Below are 18878 nucleotides of genomic sequence, written 5' to 3'. Positions count from 1 at the left end.
GTGGCCACGTGTACGACGTCTTCCTCTGCTACAACTGGGATTACAAGTCCTGGGCAGATGAGCTGCACGCAGCACTGCGGGCGCGCAACGTATCGGTCTTCCAGGACGACAAGGACATCAGACCGAACCGCAGCCTGGCACCGGCGCTCGAGGCCGCACTGAACGGATCGCGCATGCTGGTGCCGCTGATCGGACCCACCTTCCATCAAAGCCCGAGCTGCCGGGTGGAATTGCACACCGCGCTTCGCGCTGCCTACTACCTGGAGGAAGGTCGAACTGAGCGAGTCCTGCCGATTACCTGGCGGGTATCTCCAGGAGAGTTGCGTCCCAGCCAACTCAAGCGCGCGCGGCTCACCAAGCGAGAAACTCTCGACACGGACGCACAGGCCGACCTGATCGCAGAGCGGGTGACCGAACTGGCCCGACTCGACTCGCGGCGGCTCGGTGATGCGCCCGCGGGAAGGGATCCCGAATGGCTCCCGCTGCCGCTGCCCGGCAACAAGCAGTTCTACGGACGGGAGCTGGAGCTGTGGCAGATTCACGATGCGCTCGAGGTCAAGGCAAAGCCCGGAAACCAAGGGCACCCGGTCGTCTCGGTTCGGGGCACTGCCGGAGAAGGTAAGACGGCTGTGTGCGAGCAGTTCGCCCGGCTGTTCGCTCGGGACCATCCGGGCGGGGTGTTCACCATTCGGTTATCCGGCAACGACCGGACGACACGCGCGGATCCGTCGCTGGTGTCGAGCACATTTCATCAGGAACTGCGTGCCATCGCCGAACGGCTGCAGATCAACGCAGCCCGCCTCGATCTGCACACGTTGATCGCCACGATCGGCAACTACCTCCGCGACCGAGCCCCGTACCTCTGGATTGTGGACGACGTGCCGGCCACCGGCATCGATGAATCAATCCTCAGGACACTTCAGGCACCGACCGGCAACGGCAAGACCCTGCTCACCACTCGTGGTCAGCTGTCGAATCTCGTCTCGTCGGAAATACAGCTCGCAGCACTGGATCCCGGCGAAGCCGTCGCGGTACTGACGCACCGGCACGCGCTGCCGGAGGGTCGCTCTGCCGAGCGAGACGCCGTGCGGCAGATCGTCGAAGACCTGAACGGTCACGCGCTCGGATTGAAACTCGTTGCGGGGCTCACCACTCTGCCGACGTTCACCACCTATGCCACGCTGCGCGACGAGCTGAACCGCACTGACTCCGACCTCTTGGAGAACACCGACCACATGGCGGACGAGCTGCCGCTCGGCTATTCGAAGTCGTTCAGCGCGATAATGATTCGCAGCACGTCCGCCCTCGACGATGCCGGTCGAGAAGTTCTCGCGCTCGCCAGCGTCCTCGCCGCGGCACCGATACCGGCCGAACTCGTGGACGCCGTCCTTGCGGTGCGCGCGAGTTCCACCGGACCGCAGGGCCTGCGAAATCTCGAGGAACGCGGACTCGCCGACTACCTCGGTGATGGCAGCTATCTACTGCACGTGTTGACGGCACGCGCCGCGCGCTTCCGCTTTCCGGCGCTGTACCGAAAACAGTTCCACGACACCGCAGCCGATGTGATCGGTGACGCGCTCGAGTCGGGACGTGACCATGTCGATCTCACCCGAGCACTGTCCCGCTATCTACCACACGCGCGCGCTCTGGCGACGACACCCGAATGGCAGTCCGGTCGAACCGAGTGGCACATGCTCAGCGAAGCGGGCCGAGCACACTACGAACTCGGTGACCCCACAGGTGCTCTCGTGGCCTTCGAATACCTCCATGAGCTGTGCGAAAAGTCGCCTGACGCAGACGAAGACACCCGCGTCGCTATCCTGGTAAACCTCGGCGCCGCCTACTTCGGACACGATAAACTGCCCCGAGCCCGCGAGCTGCAAGAACAAGCCGTCGAGCGCCTGACCGCATCGAAGGGGATCCGCCACGGCGATACGCTGCAGGCACAGGACAATCTTGCCAACACCCTGTCGGCGCAGGGTGACTACCTCGCTGCCAAAAAGCTCTTGGAGCACGTCTACCGACTGCGCAGGGAATCCGAAGAGGGAACCACCCGCAAGCGCCTTATCACACTGAACAACCTCGTGATTGTCCTCAGCAGACATGGATCGCGGCGGCACGCTTTGCGACTGGGTCTTGCGGCCTGGGCGCTGTGGCAGCGGTCGGCAGGTCCCGACGCTCCCGAGACCTTGGAAGCCGTTGAGAATCTGGCCAACACCATGCTGCGACTCGGGCAGCATCAGTATGCCGCGGACACCTACGCCTACCTCGCGGATCGGCGCAGGATAGTGCTCGGCCCCGGCCATCCGGACACCATCGACGCCACCGAGAACCTCGCGACTGCTCGGCTGGATTCGTACTGGGCGATCTATGCCGACCGATTGCGGGAGCATGGACCCGAGCACCCCGACACCCGGCACACACTACGTCAGCTCATCCGCACAGATCTGAATCGAGTGCATACCGATCCGGACGAGCCCGAACTGCTCGTGGATGTGCCCGCCGATCTGCCGCCAGATACGACGAAGTTGGCTGACGAGGATGCCGAATGGCTTTCGGAGCTGGTCGTTTCTGCGATCGAACTGGACGCACAAGTCTCTTCTGAATATCGAGCCGAAGACCCGCGGGCGCTGCGCGTCCGAGTTCTCCTCGCCCACGCGCTGGCGCTTGCCGACCAGTACGAAGATCAAATCGATGTCGCGCGGAACCTGGCTACCGATGCCCGCGATGGACTGGCCGAAGCCGTTGAACGAACCCCCGACGAGGTCGAGGATTTCGACCTGCCCACCGCGAGGGCCATCCACCGATGGATTGTTCGCCTGTCGGGCGAGGAGTCCACCTATTGATCCTGGGTGACGACCGCGCCGGTGCACTCCCTGCCTCCGGCAGATGAGCGCAGTCTGCCTACTGTTCGGGTCCGAGGTACTTGGCGACCAGTTTGGTGTGGTAGATCGGGAGTTCGGTGGGCGAGCCGAGGTGTTCGGCGGCTTCGGTGATGGTGTACCACTCGTCGGCGCCCGCGTAGCGGGTCTGCGCGCGGGCCTGGCCGGCATCGGTGACGGTGGAGCGGATCTCGACCTCGCCGGTGATGACGCCCACCTCGTCGGTCATGATGCCGCCGGGGGCCGCGGTCAGGGTCGTCGTCATTTCGTTGCTCATGAAGCACATCCGTTCAGGAGTTGTTGCAGAGCGTTCTTTTCCGCCTGTTGCGCGGAAAGCTGCCAGGCCGACTTCGAGGCGATCCATATCTTCGCATAGGTGCAGCGATAACCCGTGGTGGGCGGTAACCACTGGGACGGATCCTGATCGCCTTTGGATCTGTTCGACGACGCCGATACGGCAATGAGCTGTGGGTGATTCAGGTCGTTGGCGAAATCCTGGCGGCGCTGCGTGGTCCACCCGGAAGCGCCCGAACGCCACGCTTCGGCCAGTGGCACGACGTGGTCGATATCCACCGCGCCGGGATCGGTCACGGTCACACCGTCGTAGGCCGAATGCCAGGAGCCTGCGGTCGGATAGCAGTCCGCGCCGACCTTCACGCCGGTGCCGTCGCGCATCAAAACCGTTTCCCTGGTTGTACATTGGCCGGAGACGGTGATCCAGTGCGGAAATTTCTCCCGCGAGTATCCGGTCATCGCCCCCTCCGGCGCGACGGCGATCCCGTCGAGCATCGACTGCGCCGCGGCCTTGGTCGGGATATTCGGCGGCGTCGCCGACGCCGCACCCGCGGCCAAAGCGGTCGAGGTAATTCCCACGGCGACAAGGGAAATGCTGACTAGGTACCGATTCGATCGTTTCGTGGTTCGCATGTGCCAACGATCACCGGAAATTGTCTGTCCTGACCGATGACAGGCCGCGCCGTGCGACGAATTCACCGATCTTTCACACAGGTTTCGACGGTACACCGATTCGGCGAACGGCCGAATTCCCCAACAGGACAACACGACACAGAACGGTCGAATACGGGAAAACGGATTTCGCCAACCTGTCCGGAGGTACCGGTGGGCCCGCGATCGGTCCAGTTTCGGGGTGCTGGCGCTGGACGGGGTCGACGCAACGGCGCAGGCTACGGATATGTCCTCGCTTGCGCCCGAAGAGTTCTCTCCTGAAGTCACCTACCTGAACACCGCGTCGTACGGGTTGCCGTCGGAGCGCGCGCTGGCCGCGGTACGGGACGCGAGTGCGCGATGGGCGACCGGCCGGGGCGGGCCGATGACGCAGGACCACTTGGTGCCCGGACTGCGAGCCGCCTACGCCCGGCTGCTGTCGGGCGCGACCGCCGACGATATCGCGCTCGGCAGCGGCGCGGGCCCGTTGATCGGCCCGGTCGCGGTCGCGTTGCCGGCCGGGGCCGAGGTTCTGGTCGCCGAGGGCGAATTCTCCTCTGTCACCATGCCTTTCCGGTATCGCGGCGATCTCGCGGTGCGGACGGTGCCGCTGGAGCGCCTGGCCGAGGAGGTGCGCCCGGAGACCGCGCTGGTCGCGGTGAGCGTGGTGCAGTCCGCGGACGGGCGCACCACGGACCTGTCCACGCTGCGCGCGGCGACCAACGCCTACGGCGCCCGCCTGCTGGTGGACGCCACGCAGGCGGCGAGCTGGCTGCCGCTGTCCTTCGCCGACGCCGACTATTGGGTGTGCGCGACGTTCAAATGGCTGATCGGCTCACGTTCGGTGGCCTTCTTCGCCGCCGGGCCGGAGGCGACCGAGTCGGTGCGTCCGGTCGGGCCGAGCTGGTACGCCGCAGAGGATCGGTGGGCGGAGCTGTACAACCCGGTCGCCTTGCCGAAGACCACCCGCCGCTTCGACTCGACCCCGGACCTGCTCGCCATCATCGCGGCGACCGCGGGCATCGGGCTCATCGAGGAACTGACCGTCGAGCGGATCGGCGCGCACAACCTCGCGCTGGCGGACCGTTTCCGAGCCGGGCTCACCGAGCTGGGCCTCGACTACGTCGCCAAACAGTCCCCGATCGTCACGGTGCCCGGTGCGGGCGAGGTGCAGGCGCGACTGGAAGCCGCCGATGTCATCACCTCCGCGCGCAACGGCGGCCTGCGCTTCTCGTTCCATCTCTACAACAGCGTCGACGACGTGGACCGTGCACTGGAAGTCCTTGCGACGAAATAGGTTTCACCACTCGGCGGCACGGCAGCGCTGAGCGGCTCTGCCGATGCCCTCGATCTCGACCTCCACCAGGTCACCGGCACGCAGGTACGGGTACCGGCCGGACAACGCCACCCCGGCCGGCGTGCCGGTATTGATGACGTCGCCCGGTTCCAGCACCGCGTACTGCGAAAGATGCCAGACCAGATATCCGACATCGAAGATCAGGTCCGCGGTGCTGGAATCCTGGCGCGCCACGCCGTTGACGAAGGAGCGCAGGCGCAGGTTCGCCGGATCGAGCCGATCGCGCGGGACGAGGGCGGGCCCGAGCGGGTTGAAGGTCTCGCAGCACTTGCCTTTCGACCACTGGCCGCCCGACTCCTCCAGTTGGAACGCGCGTTCGGAGACGTCGTTGGACACCGTGTAACCCGCGACGTAATCCAGCGCCGCCTCGACCGAGTCGAGATAGCGGGAACGCTTCCCGATCACCACCGCGAGTTCTACTTCCCAGTCGGTCTTTTCGGAGCCCCTCGGGATCAGCACATCGTCGTACGGCCCGATCACCGTGTTCGGCGTCTTGAAGAACACCACCGGGGTCCGCGGCGGCGCCGCACCCGATTCCGCGGCATGGGCGGCGTAGTTCATGCCGATACACCACACCGCCTGCGGCCGTGCGATCGGCGGGCCGATGCGCTCGCCCTCGATCTGGACGCGCGGCAGTTCACCGGCCGCGAGCGCGGCGGCGGTGGCGGCGATGCCGTCCGCGGCCAGGAACTCGCCGTCGATGTCCCGGGTGAGCGGGGTCAGGTCGTAGGCCTGCGCGCCGTCCACCACCACCGGTCGCTCCGCACCGCGTTCGCCGATGCGCTGCAACTTCATTCGGCAGCTCCTTCGGTCATCGAGGCCGGGGCGAGCGGCAATCGGTAAGTGCGCCAGGCTACTTCGGTCAGAATCTGCCTCCGATCGGGCTGGTCCAGCGCGGCCAAGGTCGCCAGAGTCGTTTGCCATACGGTCCGATACGACGCTGCGGTCAGCGTGAACGGCCAGTCCCCGCCCACCATCAACCGTTCCGGGCCGAAGACCGCGAGGGCGTGATCGACATAGGGTTGCCAACGCGCGGCGCTGATTTCGCTGCCGGACACCGTCGCGAGGCCGGAGATCTTGGCGATCACGTTGGGGGCGGCCGCCGCGTCGGCGAGCAGGTCGGCCCACGGCTGCCGAGCGCCCGTGGCGATCGGCGGCTTACCGAGATGGTCGAGCACGATCGTCAGATCCGGGTGCTCGCGCGCGATCATCGGGACCTGGGCCAGCAGATCCGGCCGCTCGGCGACCGCGTCGAAGACCAAGCCCGCCTCGGCCAGCAATGTCAGGCTGTCCGAAACCTCGGGCCGCAGCAGTAATTTCGGATCCGGATCGCGGTGGATCATGTGCCGGACGCCGACGAACTCCGGATGCGCGCGGAGCCGGGGTAGTTCGGCGGCCACCACCTCGGGCTGATGCAACGGCAGCCAGCCGACCACGGCGGCCGGGTACGGCGTCGCGGCGGCGGCCGCCAGCAGCGCGCGGTTCTCGGCCGGCGAATCGGACGCCTGAACCAGCACCAGCGCACCGATCCCGTGCTCGGCGAACTCCGGCTGCACATCCGGTAGGTCGTAGTTACGGTACAAAACATCGGATGTTTCGGTCAGCCAGTCGTACTCGACGTCGAATTCTCCCCCGTCTACCCGCCACACATGCATATGGGCGTCTACAGTCATCGGAGGCATACGTTCACATCCTCGAGGTCGAAGGAAACAGGGTGTCGGTCACCGACGATGCGATAGCGAAGATCAAGGCGATGATCATCTCGGGCGATCTCGAGCCCGGCTCCCGGCTGCCGCGCGAAGCCGACCTCGCCGCCGAACTCGGGGTCTCGCGCAACTCGCTGCGCGAAGCCGTCCGCGCGCTCTCCCTGGTGCGCATCCTGGACGTGCGCCAGGGCGACGGCACGTATGTGGCCGGCCTGGAACCCAAGTCGCTGCTGGACGCGATGAGCTTCCTGCTCGAATTCCACCAGGACGACTCGGTGCTCGACATTCTCGGCGTGCGGCGCATTCTCGAGCCCGCCGCCACCGCCCTTGCGGCACAGTCGATGTCGGAGGACCAGATCGAGCACCTGCGCACCCTGGTGGTGCCCGAGCACTCCTCGGTCACGGATCTGGTCGCGCTCGATCTCGAGTTCCACGCCGCGATCGCCGCCGCCTCCGGTAACAAGGTGCTGGCCTCGCTGCTGGAATCGCTGTCCATGCCGACCATGCGGGCCCGGATCTGGCGTGGCATCACCGAGGAGGGCGCGTTCGAGCGCACGGTCGCCGAGCACCGCGGTATCTGCGACGCGATCGCGGCCCACGACCCCGAACTCGCGCACGCCCGCGCCCTCGCCCACGTGGCGGGCGTGATGGAGTGGTTGCGCCGCGCCGCGCCCTGACGCGATAGCTCGCACCCGCTGCGCATGGCAGAGCGGGTGCGCGAGGGCGGCGGGCACGCGTCGGATCATCCGCGCCCCGCCAACGCGTCCCAGAGTGCCTCGGGGACAGGGTGGTTCAGCATCGCGACGGTGTCGGCGACCTGGTCCGCGGTGCTCGCGCCGACCACCGTGCGGGTGACGGCCGGGTGCCTGCGCGGGAACTGCAGCGCCGCCGCACGCAGCGGCACTTCGTATTCCGCGCACAGCCGCGCCATCGCACGTGCCCTGCCGATGATTTCACCGTCCGCCGGGCGATAGTCGAAGGTGGCCTGACGTTCCGGATCGGCCAGAATGCCGCTGTTGAGCACGCCGCCGACCAGCACCCGGATGCCGCGCCGGTCGCATTCCGGCAGCAGCTCGGCCTCGGCGCCACGATCGAGGAGGGTGTAGCGACCGGCGATCAGCACATGGTCGATCGGAGCCGCGCGGACGAAGCGCAGCGCGAGATCGACGAAATTGACGCCGACGCCGATACCGGAGATCAGGCCTTCGTCCCGCAGCCGGACCAGCTCCGGCACCGCTGCCGAGAACGCCTCCGGCTGATGATCTTCCGGATCGTGGATGAGCAACAGATCCACTCGGTCCAGGCCCAGCCGGGTCAGCGAGTCCTCCAGGGACCTGCGGATCCCCGCCGCCGAATAGTCCCGCCGCCGCGAGCGCTTCGGGGTGCCGTAGAAGCCGTCGGCGCCGTCGGCGGCCTGCGGATCGTCGTAGAGCAGACGACCGGCCTTGGTGGACACGGTGAATTCCGCGCGCGGGTGGGTGCGCAGGAATTCGCCGAGGCGTTCTTCGCCGCTGCCCACGCCGTAATGCGGTGCGGTGTCGAAGGATCGGATGCCCGCGTCCCAGGCGGTGGACAGCGCGGCGTGCGCGTCCGCGGGGTCGACCGCCCGGTACAGCCCGGCGTATCCCGCACCGCCTAGCACGATGTCGGTCAGGTCGGTCATCCTCACTCCTGTCGCCGGCCGCTGGCGACGCGGGTGATCACGAGGGCGACGAGGATCAGCGCGCCGTTGATGAACTTCAGCGAGTCGGCACTGACCCCGCCGTAGGACAGCAGCTTCTGGATCAGCGTCAGGATCAGCACGCCGAAGAACGCGCCGAGTACCGAGCCGCGGCCGCCGTTCAGCGCGACACCGCCGATGACGCAGGCCGCGAACACCTGGAAGATCATGCCGTCGCCCTGGCTGACCTGCACGCTGGCGAACTGGCCCGAATAGATCAGCCCGCCGATGGCGGCGAGCCCGCCCGCCACCACCAGCACCGCGATCACGACGTGATCGGTGCGGATGCCCGCGGCCCGCGCGGCGGCCTCGTTGCCGCCCACCGCGTACAGCGCGCGCCCGGCCGTCGTATAGGTGAGCACGAGATACCCCACCAGGAACAAGAGCAGGCACAGCGCCACATCGACCGGGACGCCGAATACCCTGGTGTTGCCGAGCCATTCGACCGACGGCGGAATCTTGGTGAGGGTGAAGCCTTCGGTCAGGAAGGTGAGCAGACCGCGCAGCGCGATGAGCATCGCCAAGGTCACGATGAACCCGTTCAACCCGAATCGGACGATCAGCACCCCGTTCACCGCGCCCACCGCCAGTCCGACGAGCAGGGCCAGCGGAATGGTCATCCACGGCGAAGTCCAGGTGAAGGCACCGACTTTCGCGGTGCCCATGGTGGCCCAGATGGCGACGCCGGGCGCCAGCCCGAACGTCGACTCCAGCGACAGGTCCATCCGTCCGACCACCAGCACCAGCACCTCGGCCAGCACCAGCAGGGCGATACCGCTCATCGTGGTGAGCACATTGGTGAGGTTGGCCGGTGAGACGAAGCTGGCGTTGATGAAATAGCCGACCACCAGCACGAGCAGGATCGGCGGCACGAGCAGGAAATCGCGCAGCGCGCCCCAGCGCACGGTGACCGGCGCACCCCGGCGCGCGGTGGCCATGCGGGTCGCCGGTTCCTGGCCGGTCGTGGTCGGGGTCATCACAGTCCTTCCATGGCGGCGACGAGTTCCCGGTCGCCCCAGCCTTTCTCGAATTCCTGAGCGATCCGGCCCTGCACCATCACCAGGACTCGATCGCAGTCGCGCAAGTCGTCCAGCTCGTCCGATACCACCAGCACCGCGGTCCCCCGGTCGGCGGCGGCGCGTACCACGCCGCGCAGGGTCTGCTTCGATCGGACATCGACGCCCGCGGTCGGCGTGATCAGCACCAGCACCGCCGGATCGGTGGCCAGCGCGCGGGCGAAGACCACCTTCTGCTGGTTGCCGCCGGACAACTCCGCGACGCTCTGATCCGGCCCGGATGTCTTGATCCCGAGCGCGTCGATCGCGGTGCCCGCCACCGCGTTCCGGGTCCGGCGGGACAGCAGCCCCAGGCGGCCCACGCGCCGCGGCACCGTGAGGGTGGCGTTGTCCGCCACGCTCATTTCCGGGATCAGACCTTCCTCGTGCCGGTCCCGCGGCACGAACCCGATACCGGCGTCCAGGGCCGCCCGTACCCCACCGCGGCGCGGCAACCGCCCGGACACCAGCACGGAACCCGCTGCGGCCTTGCGTAATCCGACGATCGTCTCGGCGACCTCGATCCGCCCGCTGCTACCGCCGCCCGCCAGGCCGACGATCTCGCGTGGCGACACCTGGAACGTCACCTCGGTGAACTCCCCTGCGCCGCTGAGTCCCTCGACCAGGAGCGTGGGTGTCGCAGCGGTGTCGGGGGCGGCGCGCGGGGCGGCGGTCTGCAGCTCCACCGAATCACCGGTCATGGCCGCGATCAGGTCCTGCTTGCCCAGTTCGGCGGCGGGTGCGGTCAGCACGTGCTCGGCGTCCCGGAAAACCGTGATGTCCTGGCAGATTTCGTAGGTCTCGTCGAGGTGGTGGGAGATGAACAGAAAGGTGACGCCTTGTGCCTGCAGATCCCGGATCCGGTTGAACAGCCGCTTGATCGCCGGTCCGTCCAGCTGCGCGGTCGGTTCGTCCAGGATGATGAAACGCGCGCCGTACGACAGTGAACGGGCGATCTCGACCAGTTGGCGGTGCTCGACCGAAAGGTCACGGGCGACGGTGTCCACGTCGACGGGCACCGACCAGGTGTCGAGCAACTCCCGGGCGCGGCCACGAAGCTTGCGCCAGTTGATGATCCGACGGTCCAGACCCTGTCTGTTGATGAACAGGTTCTCCGCCACCGACAGGTCGGGGATGATCGTCGACTTCTGGTACACGCACGCCACCCGGGCGCGCCACGCGTCCCGGTCGGCGGGCGCGGGCGCCGGGCGGCCGTTGAACCGCACCTCCCCCTCATCAGGAGTTGCGAGCCCGGTCAGGATCGACACCAGCGTCGACTTCCCGGCGCCGTTGCGGCCGACCAGCGCGTGCGTGCGACCCGCCGCCACCCGCAGGCCGACCAGGTTCAGCGCGATCACGTTGCGGCCGAAGCGCTTCGAGACCTCGATCGCCTCCGCGATCGGTTCGCCGCTCATCCGCCGTGACCCCACAGGCCCGGCGCGGTGGGCGGCACTGTGTCGAGTTCGCCCACCTTGCCCCCGGCCCGGGTGACGACCGGCGCGGGCAACTGATCCTCCAGTGTGCCGCCGACGCCGGTGTCGATGATGGTCGAGCCGTGATCGGTCGGCCCCGGCGTGAACTTGCGGCCGTCGATCGCGGCCTTCGCATAGAACGCTGCGTATTGCGCGTAGAGGTCGGCGGGCTGGGAGATGGTCGCGTCGATCTCGCCCGCCGTGATGGCATCCAACTCGGCCTTGATGCCGTCGTTCGAGACGATCGTGATATGCCCTGGCGCACCGGCTTTCACCAGTTTTCCGCTGCGCCGCAGCAGCGCCAGCGTCGGCTGTAGGAAGACGCCGCCCGCCTGCATGTAGATGCCGTTGATATCGGGATCGGTCAGCAGTTTGTCCTGCAGACCCGACACGGCACGATCGCCCTTCCAGTCGGTCGGGATCTCGATCACCTTGATCCCGGGATAACGCGTTTTCATGCAGTCTGCGAACGCTTCCGAACGATCGCGCCCGTTGATCGAACTCAGGTCGCCTTGGAATTCGACGACTTTGCCGGTGCCCTTCAGGGTTTCGCCCAGGTAGATGCACGATTTGGTGCCATAGGCCCGATTGTCGGCTCGGACCACCATGTACACGCCGCCGCTGTCGGGCCGGGTATCCACGCTCACCACGGGCACGTTCTTCGCGGCGGCCGCGGCCAGAGCCGGTTTCACCGCGGCCGTGTCCTGCGGCGCCATGATGATCGCCGCGACGTTCTTCGAGAGCAGCGTGTCGACGTTGGATTTGAGCCGGTTGGCGTCGTTGTCGGACGAGGTGTTCTCCAGCTTCACCCCGGCCGACGCCGCCTTCGGGCCGAGGTAGCCCGCGTAGGCGCTCCAGAAGTCGGAATCCGAACGGGGCTGGTCCGCGCCGACCAGCACCCCGTTGTCCGCACCGCTGCCCACGGTGACGGCCGGACCGGTCTCGGTGCCGATCGATTCGCGCGAGCACGCGGCACCCGAGACGATGATCAAGGTAGCGCCCAGCGCGACGCCGACAAGGCTGGCGGTTCTCATGAATTCTCCTGGTGGTGTGCGGACGGCGCCGCGCGCCAGGCGGCTCCCGTCGGGTATTCGTAATCGCGCAGCGAAGCGGGCAGCAGCTCGGCGCTGAAACCGGGTTCGCGCGGTGCGAGGTAGTGCCCGCCCACCACGCGCACCGGAAATCGGAAGTGTTCGTGCAGGTGGTCGACGAACTCGATCGCGCGACCCTCGACGCTCCCGGAGACCACGACGTAATCGATCATCGCCAGGTGCTGCACCAGCTCACACAAACCGACACCGCCTGCGTGCGGCACGACCGGGATCCCGAACTTGGCCGCCAGCAACAGGATTGCCAGGTTCTCGTTCACACCGGCGACCCTGGCCGCATCGATCTGCACGATGTCGACCGCGCCGGCCTGGAATAGTTGCTTGAACAGGATGCGGTTCTGGCCGTGCTCGCCGGTCGAGATCCGCACCGGCGCGACGCGACGGCGAATCTCGGCGTGCCCGAGGATGTCGTCCGGACTCGTCGGCTCCTCGACCCAGGCCGGGTCGGCGGGTGCGAGGCGAGCGATCCACTGCACCGCGGCGTCGACGTCCCAGCGCTGATTCGCGTCGACCGCCAGACCGATATCCGGCCCGATCGCCGCCCTGGCGATCTTCAGCCGGTGCACGTCCTCGTCCACGTCGCGGCCGACCTTGATCTTGATGGTGCGGAAACCGTCGGCCACCGCCTGACGGGCGAGCCGGGCCAGCTTCTCGTCCGAATAGCCGAGCCACCCCGGCGAGGTGGTGTACGCCGGATATCCGGTCGCGAGCAGCCGGTCCATCCGCTGCCGCCGGCCCGGTTCCGCGCGGCGCAGCAGTGCCAGCGCTTCCTCCGGGGTGAGCGCATCGGTGAGATACCGGAAGTCGAGCAGGTCCACGATCTGCTCCGGCGACATCTCGGCGACCAACTGCCACAACGGTTTTCCGGCCAGCTTCGCCACGAGATCCCACGCGGCGTTGATCACCGCCCCGACCGCCATGTGCATGACGCCCTTTTCCGGGCCGAGCCAGCGCAGTTGGGAATCCGCGGAGAGTGCGCGGGCGAATCCTCCGAGGTCCCCGGCGATCTCGGCGACCGAACGACCGACCACCAGCGCGGTCAGCGATTCGATCGCGACCCGCTGGACGTCGTTGCCGCGGCCGATGGTGAACGCGAAACCATGCCCCTGCGGTCCGGCCGGGTCGTCGGTGCGCAACACCACGTAGGCCGCGGAATAGTCGGGATCCGGGTTCATCGCGTCCGAGCCGTCCAGCTCGCGCGACGTCGGGAACCGGACGTCGAAGGTGTCCAGCGCCGTGAGGTGCGCCATGGGATGATCCTCGCTCCAGAAAGTGATCTGGGTCACGACTATACATCGGATGTCTTTTGATGCAAGGGGGTGTGGCTATTCGTCAATCCTGGTTTATCCGTGGCAATCTGGCGCGTTCCGGCGCGATCGGTGTTATGTTCGCCAGGGGTAAACATCGGACCTGTTCGAGGCGTGCCATCGTCTCGGAAACGAGGCGAGAGCGAGGGGTCGGTATGTCGTCGCACGACGAGTTCGACGGACTGGTGGCCGTGGTCACCGGTGGTGCGTCCGGAATCGGGAAGGCCGTCGCCGAAACGCTCGCGGCGGCGGGCGCGCGAGTCGCGGTGCTCGATCGGGCCCCCGGTGCCGCTGCGCCGTCCGGGGGAATCAGCCTGTACTGCGATGTGGTCGACGACGCGTCGGTGCGCGCCGCTGTCGCGCGGGTGCACGAAACGTTCGGCCGCCTCGATATCGTCGTCAACAACGCCGGTATCGGCGCGCAGGGCACGATCGAAGACAACAGTGACGACGAATGGCGAAATCTGTTCGAGGTCAATGTCTTCGGTGCGGTGCGCGTCTCCCGCGCGGCGCTCCCCCACCTACGCCGGTCGCCCTCGGCCGCGATCGTGAACACCTGCTCGATCGCGGCGACCACCGGGCTGCCCAACCGGGCCGCCTACGGCGCGAGCAAGGGCGCGATCCTCTCGCTCACCCGCGCCATGGCCGCCGACCACGTCGGCGAGGGCATCCGGGTCAACTGCGTCAACCCCGGCACCGTCGATACACCGTGGGTACAGCGACTCCTCGCGGCCAGCGCGGATCCCGCCGCCGAACTCACTGCGCTGCGTGCTCGTCAGCCGCACGGGCGGCTGGTGACGGCCGAGGAGGTAGCCGCCGCCGTCGCCTTCCTGGCCGGGCCCGGGGCCACCTCCATCACCGGGACCATGCTCGAGGTCGACGCCGGCATGCACTCGCTGCGGCTACGCCCCGCCACCCAGGCCGCCACGCGATGACCGCGCGCAGGCTGCCGCGGCCCCGGGAACTTGCGCCATTGCTCAAATTCGAGCGTCCGTTCGGCGGCCGTGCGCGCAAACTGGCACGCGCCCAGACGATCTGGGATCTGCGCGAGCTGGCCCGCAAGCGCACGCCGAAGGTCGCGTTCGACTACACCGACGGCGCCGCCGACGCCGAGATCAGCCTCGACCGGGCCCGAGAAGCGTTCGCGGACCTCGAGTTCCGGCCCACCATCCTGCGCGACGTCAGCTCCGCCGATACCTCGGTGCAGGTGCTCGGGCGCACCGCCGCGCTGCCGTTCGGCATCGCGCCGACCGGATTCACCCGAATGATGCACACGGCCGGCGAGGCGGCGGGAGCGCGGGCCGCCGAACGGGCGGGCATTCCGTTCACGTTGTCCACCATGGGCACCACCGCCATCGAGGACGTCGCGGCCCTGACCGGTCCCGACGCGCGCAACTGGTTTCAGCTCTACATGTGGACCGATCGGGACCGTTCCATCGCACTGGTCGAACGCGCCGGGCAGGCCGGCTTCGACACCCTCGTCGTCACCGTCGACGTGCCGGTGGCGGGCGCCAGACTGCGGGATGTGCGCAACGGAATGACGGTGCCGCCCTCGATCACCCTGTCCGGCGCGCTCGACGCGCTGCGCCGCCCATGGTGGTGGTGGGATTTCCTCACCACCGAACCGTTGTCCTTCGCCTCCCTGGACCGCTGGGCGGGCACCGTCGCCGAACTGCTCGACTCGATGTTCGACCCCACCGTCACCTTCGACGACCTCGCCTGGCTCCGGCAGCAGTGGTCCGGACGGCTACTGGTCAAGGGCGTGCAGACCGTCGACGACGCGAAACGGCTCGCCGGTCTCGGCGCCGACGGCATCGTGCTGTCCAATCACGGTGGGCGCCAACTCGATCGCGCGCCGGTGCCGCTGCATCTGCTGCCCTCGGTGGTCCGCGAGGTGGGCGACGATATGGAGATCCACCTCGACACCGGCATCATGCACGGTGCCGATATCGTCGCCGCCCTCGCGCTCGGCGCCCGCTTCACCCTGATCGGCCGCGCCTACCTCTACGGACTCATGGCGGGCGGCGAACCCGGCGTCGACCGCGCCATCGACATCCTGCGCACGCAGGTGCTGCGGACGCTGAAGCTTTTGGGCGTGACCAGCATCGAGGAACTCGAACCGGCACACGTCCGGCTGCTCGAACGCTACCGCTCCCGCGAATGACGTTGGGCCGGTGCCGTGATCAGCGGCAGATCCAGTGCGGTCATGATGCCCGCGGGCGCCTGCACCACCGCCGGGATCGCATTGACGATACGCATGGCGGTGGCTACCAGGGTGGCGTAGTTGTGGTCGCCGTTGCGGCTAGAGGTGACCAGGTCCAGCGCGTAACTCGGTTCGCCCGTTAGTTCCACTCGATACGAGCCCTCCCGGTGCGCCGGCTGCGGCCAGTCCGGGCAGAGGTCGGGGTGCAGCCGGGTGATGTGTTCGAGCACGGTGACCGGGGTGTCGCCGACCATGCCGCGTACCTCGAAACGCAGTGCGGCAGCTGAACCTTCGGGGATGTGGCCGGTGACGATATCGAAGGCATGCGGCGCAGGGATACGCTCGTAGGTCTCGGTGACGGCGTCCAATTCGACGCCGATGCCCGCGGCCAGCTGGCGGACCACGCCACCCCAGGCGAGCGACAAGACGCCTGGCTGCAACAGCATCGGGATGTCGTCGAGCGGTTTGCCGAAACCCATGATGTCGAACATGACTTCACGATTGTCGTAACTGGCGTAGTCGACGATCTCGATACAGCGCAGCTGATCGATGCGCAGACAGGTACCGGCCAAGGCCAGGGGCACCAGATCGTTGGCGAAACCAGGATCGATACCGTTCACCCAAAGGGTCGAATTACCCTGTGCCGCGGCCTCTTGCACCGGCTTCAACAGTTCATCAGGGACTACGCCGTACGGGTATTGGAAGAACACCGGTGCGCACGCGACGACATTGACGCCCGCGCGGAGAATCCGCTGCAGATCCTGCACGGCTTCGAACAGGCGGTTGTCCGTCATCGAGCAGTAGACGACACAGTCCGGCCGGGTGGCCAGCAATGCGTCCGCGTCGGTCGTCGCCTGCACCCCCACCGAATGTTCCAGCCCGGCCAGCGTTCCCGCGTCCACGCCCGCCTTCGACTCGCCGGACACCCAGACGCCGGTCAATTCGACGTCGGGATTGGCGATCACACCGGCCAGCGCGTGCCGGCCGACATTGCCTGTACCCCACTGCACTACGCGATAAGTCATGTCACAGATCCGGAATCGGGAGATGGAGGTTCGGCACGATCAAGCCACCGTCGGGTTCGATGACCTTGCCGGTGAGATATTTGCCCGCGGGGGACACCAGATACAGGGCGGCCGCGGCGATGTCCTCGGGGTCACCGATTCGTTGCAGCGGCGTCTTGGTCTCCAGTTCGGTGCGCATCGCCTCGTTGCCCGCGACGATCTCCAATGCGGAGGTCAGAATCGAACCGGGCGCAATGGCATTCACCCGGATGCGCGGATTCAGGTCCAGCGCAGCAAGTTTCGTGTAATGCGCCAGCGCCGCCTTGGCGGTCCCGTAGGCGGCGAACGCGCGACCGGGCAGCCTGCCCATGGTCGAGGTGATATTGAGAATCGAACCACCGCCCGCGGTCTCCAGCATGCGCGGAACGGCGGCGCACACCAGTGCGTGCGCGTTGGTGACATTGAAGTTGAACGCGTCGACCAGGGCCTGCGGCGTCGTATCGAGCAGCGTGCACGGCATCGCGCCGCCCACGTTGTTCACAACGATATCCAGCCTGCCGAAACGTTCCACCGCGGTCGCGGCCAACGCCGCGGTGGTGTCGAGATCGCTCAGGTCGGCCGGGACGACATGCGCCTGCCGTCCCGTCGCGGCCACCCGCTCGGCCACCTCGTCCAACTGGCTCTTCGTGCGGGCCGCGATCACCACATCCGCACCCGCCTCGGCGAAGGCCAGGGCGATCGCCGCACCCAGGCCGCGCCCGGCGCCGGTCACGATGGCGACCTGCCCGTCTATCCGGAACCGATCCAGGATCATTCGCGCTCCCTCCGATGCGGGGTCGCACCCGCCGCGTATGTCGAATATTCGACACTCGGTGATCTAATATTCGACACATCGTAGGTTGCCTACCCGAGCAGAACAAGAGGATCCGTCATGCCGGAACGATCCGCGTCGCCGCCGACCCGCCGGGTCGTCGACATCGTTTCGCTGCTCACCACTGCGAACGAACCGATCGGTGTCGCGGGCATCGCCGAACGCCTCGGCATCGCCAGAGCCACCGCCACCGCGATACTCACCGAACTCGCCGCGGCAGGCTGGGTGCGCCGAGACCCGCAGCGCGGCTACACCATCGGCCCGGAGCTGGCCGGATTATCCAGTGCCACACTGCCGCCCGGCGTCGGCGAAGTACTCGCCGCACTCGCCGCCCGCACCGGATTCGGCGCCACCTTCAGCCGCATCGAACCCGATCGGCTCACCGTCCTCGACATCCGGCACGGACACACCCGCGTCGTCCCCGGAATCCCGGTCGGACACCGCATTCCACTGCAATTCCCGGCCGGTGCCAGCGTCATGCCGTGGCGTCCGGCCGCCGAACAGAACACCTGGATCCGCACCGCCACCGGCCCCGACCGCCGCAATGCGGGCGCACTGCTCACCCTCGTCCGCGCCCGCGGCGTCGCCGTCTTCCGTCCTCGCGCCGACGACGCAGGCTTGGTCGACCTTCTCGCCGACCTCCTCGGCGCCGTCGGAACCGAACTCCTGCAACCACATCTGCGCACCCGCGCTCTACGCCAACTGGCCGAACTCACCGCCCGCCCCTTCACCCAACCCGAACTCGACTCCCCCGACCCCCTCCCCCTCAGCTACCTCGCCGCCCCCGTCTTCGACCCCGCCGGCACCGCCACCCACGAAGTCCAACTAGGCCCCCTCCAACCCTCCACCACCAAATCCGAACGCGACGAATACATCTCAGCCCTAACCCAAGCCGCCCACCACCTGACCGCCGTCCTCGCCGGCCCCTGACCCCACGAGCACACCCTCCCCACAACCTTGCTGGTGCTGCGCTTGGGTTCGGCCCGTGAACAGCTCCGTCGGCCCCAGGACCACGCAGACGTGGACGGCCGCATCGCCGCGCCGCGCCGCATCGCAAGGCCGCAAGGCCGCAAGGCCGCAAGGCCGCAAGGCCGCAAGGCCGCAAGGCCGCAAGGCCGCAAGGCCGCAAGGCCGCAAGGCCGCAAGGCCGCAAGGCCGCAAGGCCGCAAGGCCGCAAGGCCGCAAGGCCGCAAGGCCGCAAGGCCGCAAGGCCGCAAGGCCGCAAGGCCGCAAGGCCGCAAGGCCGC

At 67.6% G+C, this 18878-nt stretch carries 17 protein-coding genes; 6 read left to right on the top strand and 11 right to left on the bottom strand.

Annotation, left to right across the window (positions count from 1 at the left end):
- The first annotated feature begins 8 nt into the window (after window positions 1-8).
- Complete coding sequence (locus O3I_RS17740) at window positions 9-2846, top strand: tetratricopeptide repeat protein (RefSeq protein WP_014984327.1); 2838 nt, start codon at window positions 9-11, stop codon at window positions 2844-2846.
- A gap of 58 nt (window positions 2847-2904) precedes the next feature.
- Here the strand turns inward: O3I_RS17740 and O3I_RS17735 are convergent, their stop codons facing one another.
- Window positions 2905-3159 carry a hypothetical protein gene (locus O3I_RS17735; protein ID WP_014984326.1) on the bottom strand — a complete coding sequence of 85 codons (255 nt, stop codon included), beginning with the start codon at window positions 3157-3159 and terminating at the stop codon, window positions 2905-2907.
- Window positions 3156-3671, bottom strand: coding sequence for an HNH endonuclease family protein (locus O3I_RS17730; protein WP_202804945.1), 516 nt, complete (start codon window positions 3669-3671; stop codon window positions 3156-3158). The genes O3I_RS17735 and O3I_RS17730 overlap by 4 nt, the downstream gene beginning before the upstream one ends.
- 403 nt (window positions 3672-4074) lie before the next feature.
- Between O3I_RS17730 and O3I_RS17725 the strand changes: the two genes are divergently transcribed.
- Complete coding sequence (locus O3I_RS17725) at window positions 4075-5124, top strand: aminotransferase class V-fold PLP-dependent enzyme (RefSeq protein WP_014984324.1); 1050 nt, start codon at window positions 4075-4077, stop codon at window positions 5122-5124.
- A 3-nt stretch (window positions 5125-5127) separates the two neighbouring features.
- Here O3I_RS17725 and O3I_RS17720 read toward each other — a convergent pair whose 3' ends face one another.
- Together O3I_RS17720 and O3I_RS17715 are read right to left on the bottom strand one after the other, a co-directional pair.
- Window positions 5128-5979, bottom strand: a complete 852-nt coding sequence (locus O3I_RS17720) for a fumarylacetoacetate hydrolase family protein (protein WP_014984323.1) — start codon at window positions 5977-5979, stop codon at window positions 5128-5130.
- Entirely contained in the window at window positions 5976-6857 is an 882-nt protein-coding gene (locus O3I_RS17715; RefSeq protein WP_237748321.1) for an amidohydrolase family protein, read from the bottom strand. Before O3I_RS17715 ends, O3I_RS17720 begins: the two co-directional genes overlap by 4 nt.
- Window positions 6858-6898: 41 nt before the next feature.
- On the opposite strand from O3I_RS17715, the gene O3I_RS17710 reads away from it, so the two are divergent.
- Window positions 6899-7567 (top strand): FadR/GntR family transcriptional regulator, encoded by a 669-nt coding sequence (locus O3I_RS17710; protein WP_014984321.1) that lies wholly within the window; start codon window positions 6899-6901, stop codon window positions 7565-7567.
- A gap of 65 nt (window positions 7568-7632) precedes the next feature.
- Here O3I_RS17710 and O3I_RS17705 read toward each other — a convergent pair whose 3' ends face one another.
- From O3I_RS17705 to O3I_RS17685, 5 genes are read right to left on the bottom strand one after another with little or no spacing between them, the layout of a single operon-like run.
- Complete coding sequence (locus O3I_RS17705) at window positions 7633-8553, bottom strand: aldo/keto reductase (protein ID WP_014984320.1); 921 nt, start codon at window positions 8551-8553, stop codon at window positions 7633-7635.
- A gap of 2 nt (window positions 8554-8555) precedes the next feature.
- Window positions 8556-9587 carry an ABC transporter permease gene (locus tag O3I_RS17700; RefSeq protein ID WP_014984319.1) on the bottom strand — a complete coding sequence of 344 codons (1032 nt, stop codon included), beginning with the start codon at window positions 9585-9587 and terminating at the stop codon, window positions 8556-8558.
- The gene (locus O3I_RS17695) at window positions 9587-11080 is read right to left on the bottom strand and encodes a sugar ABC transporter ATP-binding protein (protein ID WP_014984318.1); all 1494 of its coding nucleotides are present in this window, start codon (window positions 11078-11080) and stop codon (window positions 9587-9589) included. The genes O3I_RS17700 and O3I_RS17695 overlap by 1 nt, the downstream gene beginning before the upstream one ends.
- Window positions 11077-12171, bottom strand: a complete 1095-nt coding sequence (locus O3I_RS17690; protein WP_014984317.1) for a sugar ABC transporter substrate-binding protein — start codon at window positions 12169-12171, stop codon at window positions 11077-11079. Before O3I_RS17690 ends, O3I_RS17695 begins: the two co-directional genes overlap by 4 nt.
- A complete protein-coding gene (locus O3I_RS17685; RefSeq protein WP_041563952.1) occupies window positions 12168-13496 on the bottom strand; it encodes an enolase C-terminal domain-like protein in 1329 nt (442 codons plus the stop codon). The genes O3I_RS17690 and O3I_RS17685 overlap by 4 nt, the downstream gene beginning before the upstream one ends.
- 212 nt (window positions 13497-13708) lie before the next feature.
- Here O3I_RS17685 and O3I_RS17680 point away from each other — a divergent pair, with 212 nt between their 5' ends.
- Together O3I_RS17680 and O3I_RS17675 are read left to right on the top strand one after the other, a co-directional pair.
- Window positions 13709-14488: an SDR family NAD(P)-dependent oxidoreductase gene (locus tag O3I_RS17680; RefSeq protein ID WP_014984315.1), complete on the top strand. Its 780-nt coding sequence runs from the start codon at window positions 13709-13711 to the stop codon at window positions 14486-14488.
- The gene (locus O3I_RS17675) at window positions 14485-15717 is read left to right on the top strand and encodes an alpha-hydroxy acid oxidase (RefSeq protein WP_041562680.1); all 1233 of its coding nucleotides are present in this window, start codon (window positions 14485-14487) and stop codon (window positions 15715-15717) included. The genes O3I_RS17680 and O3I_RS17675 overlap by 4 nt, the downstream gene beginning before the upstream one ends.
- Here O3I_RS17675 and O3I_RS17670 read toward each other — a convergent pair.
- Together O3I_RS17670 and O3I_RS17665 are read right to left on the bottom strand one after the other, a co-directional pair.
- A complete protein-coding gene (locus O3I_RS17670; protein WP_041562679.1) occupies window positions 15699-16781 on the bottom strand; it encodes a diacylglycerol kinase in 1083 nt (360 codons plus the stop codon). The genes O3I_RS17675 and O3I_RS17670 overlap by 19 nt on opposite strands.
- A 1-nt stretch (window position 16782) precedes the next feature.
- Complete coding sequence (locus tag O3I_RS17665) at window positions 16783-17574, bottom strand: SDR family oxidoreductase (RefSeq protein WP_014984312.1); 792 nt, start codon at window positions 17572-17574, stop codon at window positions 16783-16785.
- Between the two features lie 117 nt (window positions 17575-17691).
- On the opposite strand from O3I_RS17665, the gene O3I_RS17660 reads away from it, so the two are divergent.
- On the top strand, window positions 17692-18561 hold the full coding sequence (locus tag O3I_RS17660; protein WP_014984311.1) for a helix-turn-helix domain-containing protein: 870 nt from the start codon (window positions 17692-17694) through the stop codon (window positions 18559-18561).
- The last annotated feature ends 317 nt before the right edge of the window (window positions 18562-18878 follow it).

This window comes from Nocardia brasiliensis ATCC 700358 (assembly GCF_000250675.2).
In the GTDB taxonomy this organism is placed as follows: domain Bacteria; phylum Actinomycetota; class Actinomycetes; order Mycobacteriales; family Mycobacteriaceae; genus Nocardia; species Nocardia brasiliensis_B.
Note: the sequence above shows the minus strand (reverse complement) of the source record. Positions and strands in the feature narration are given on the sequence as shown.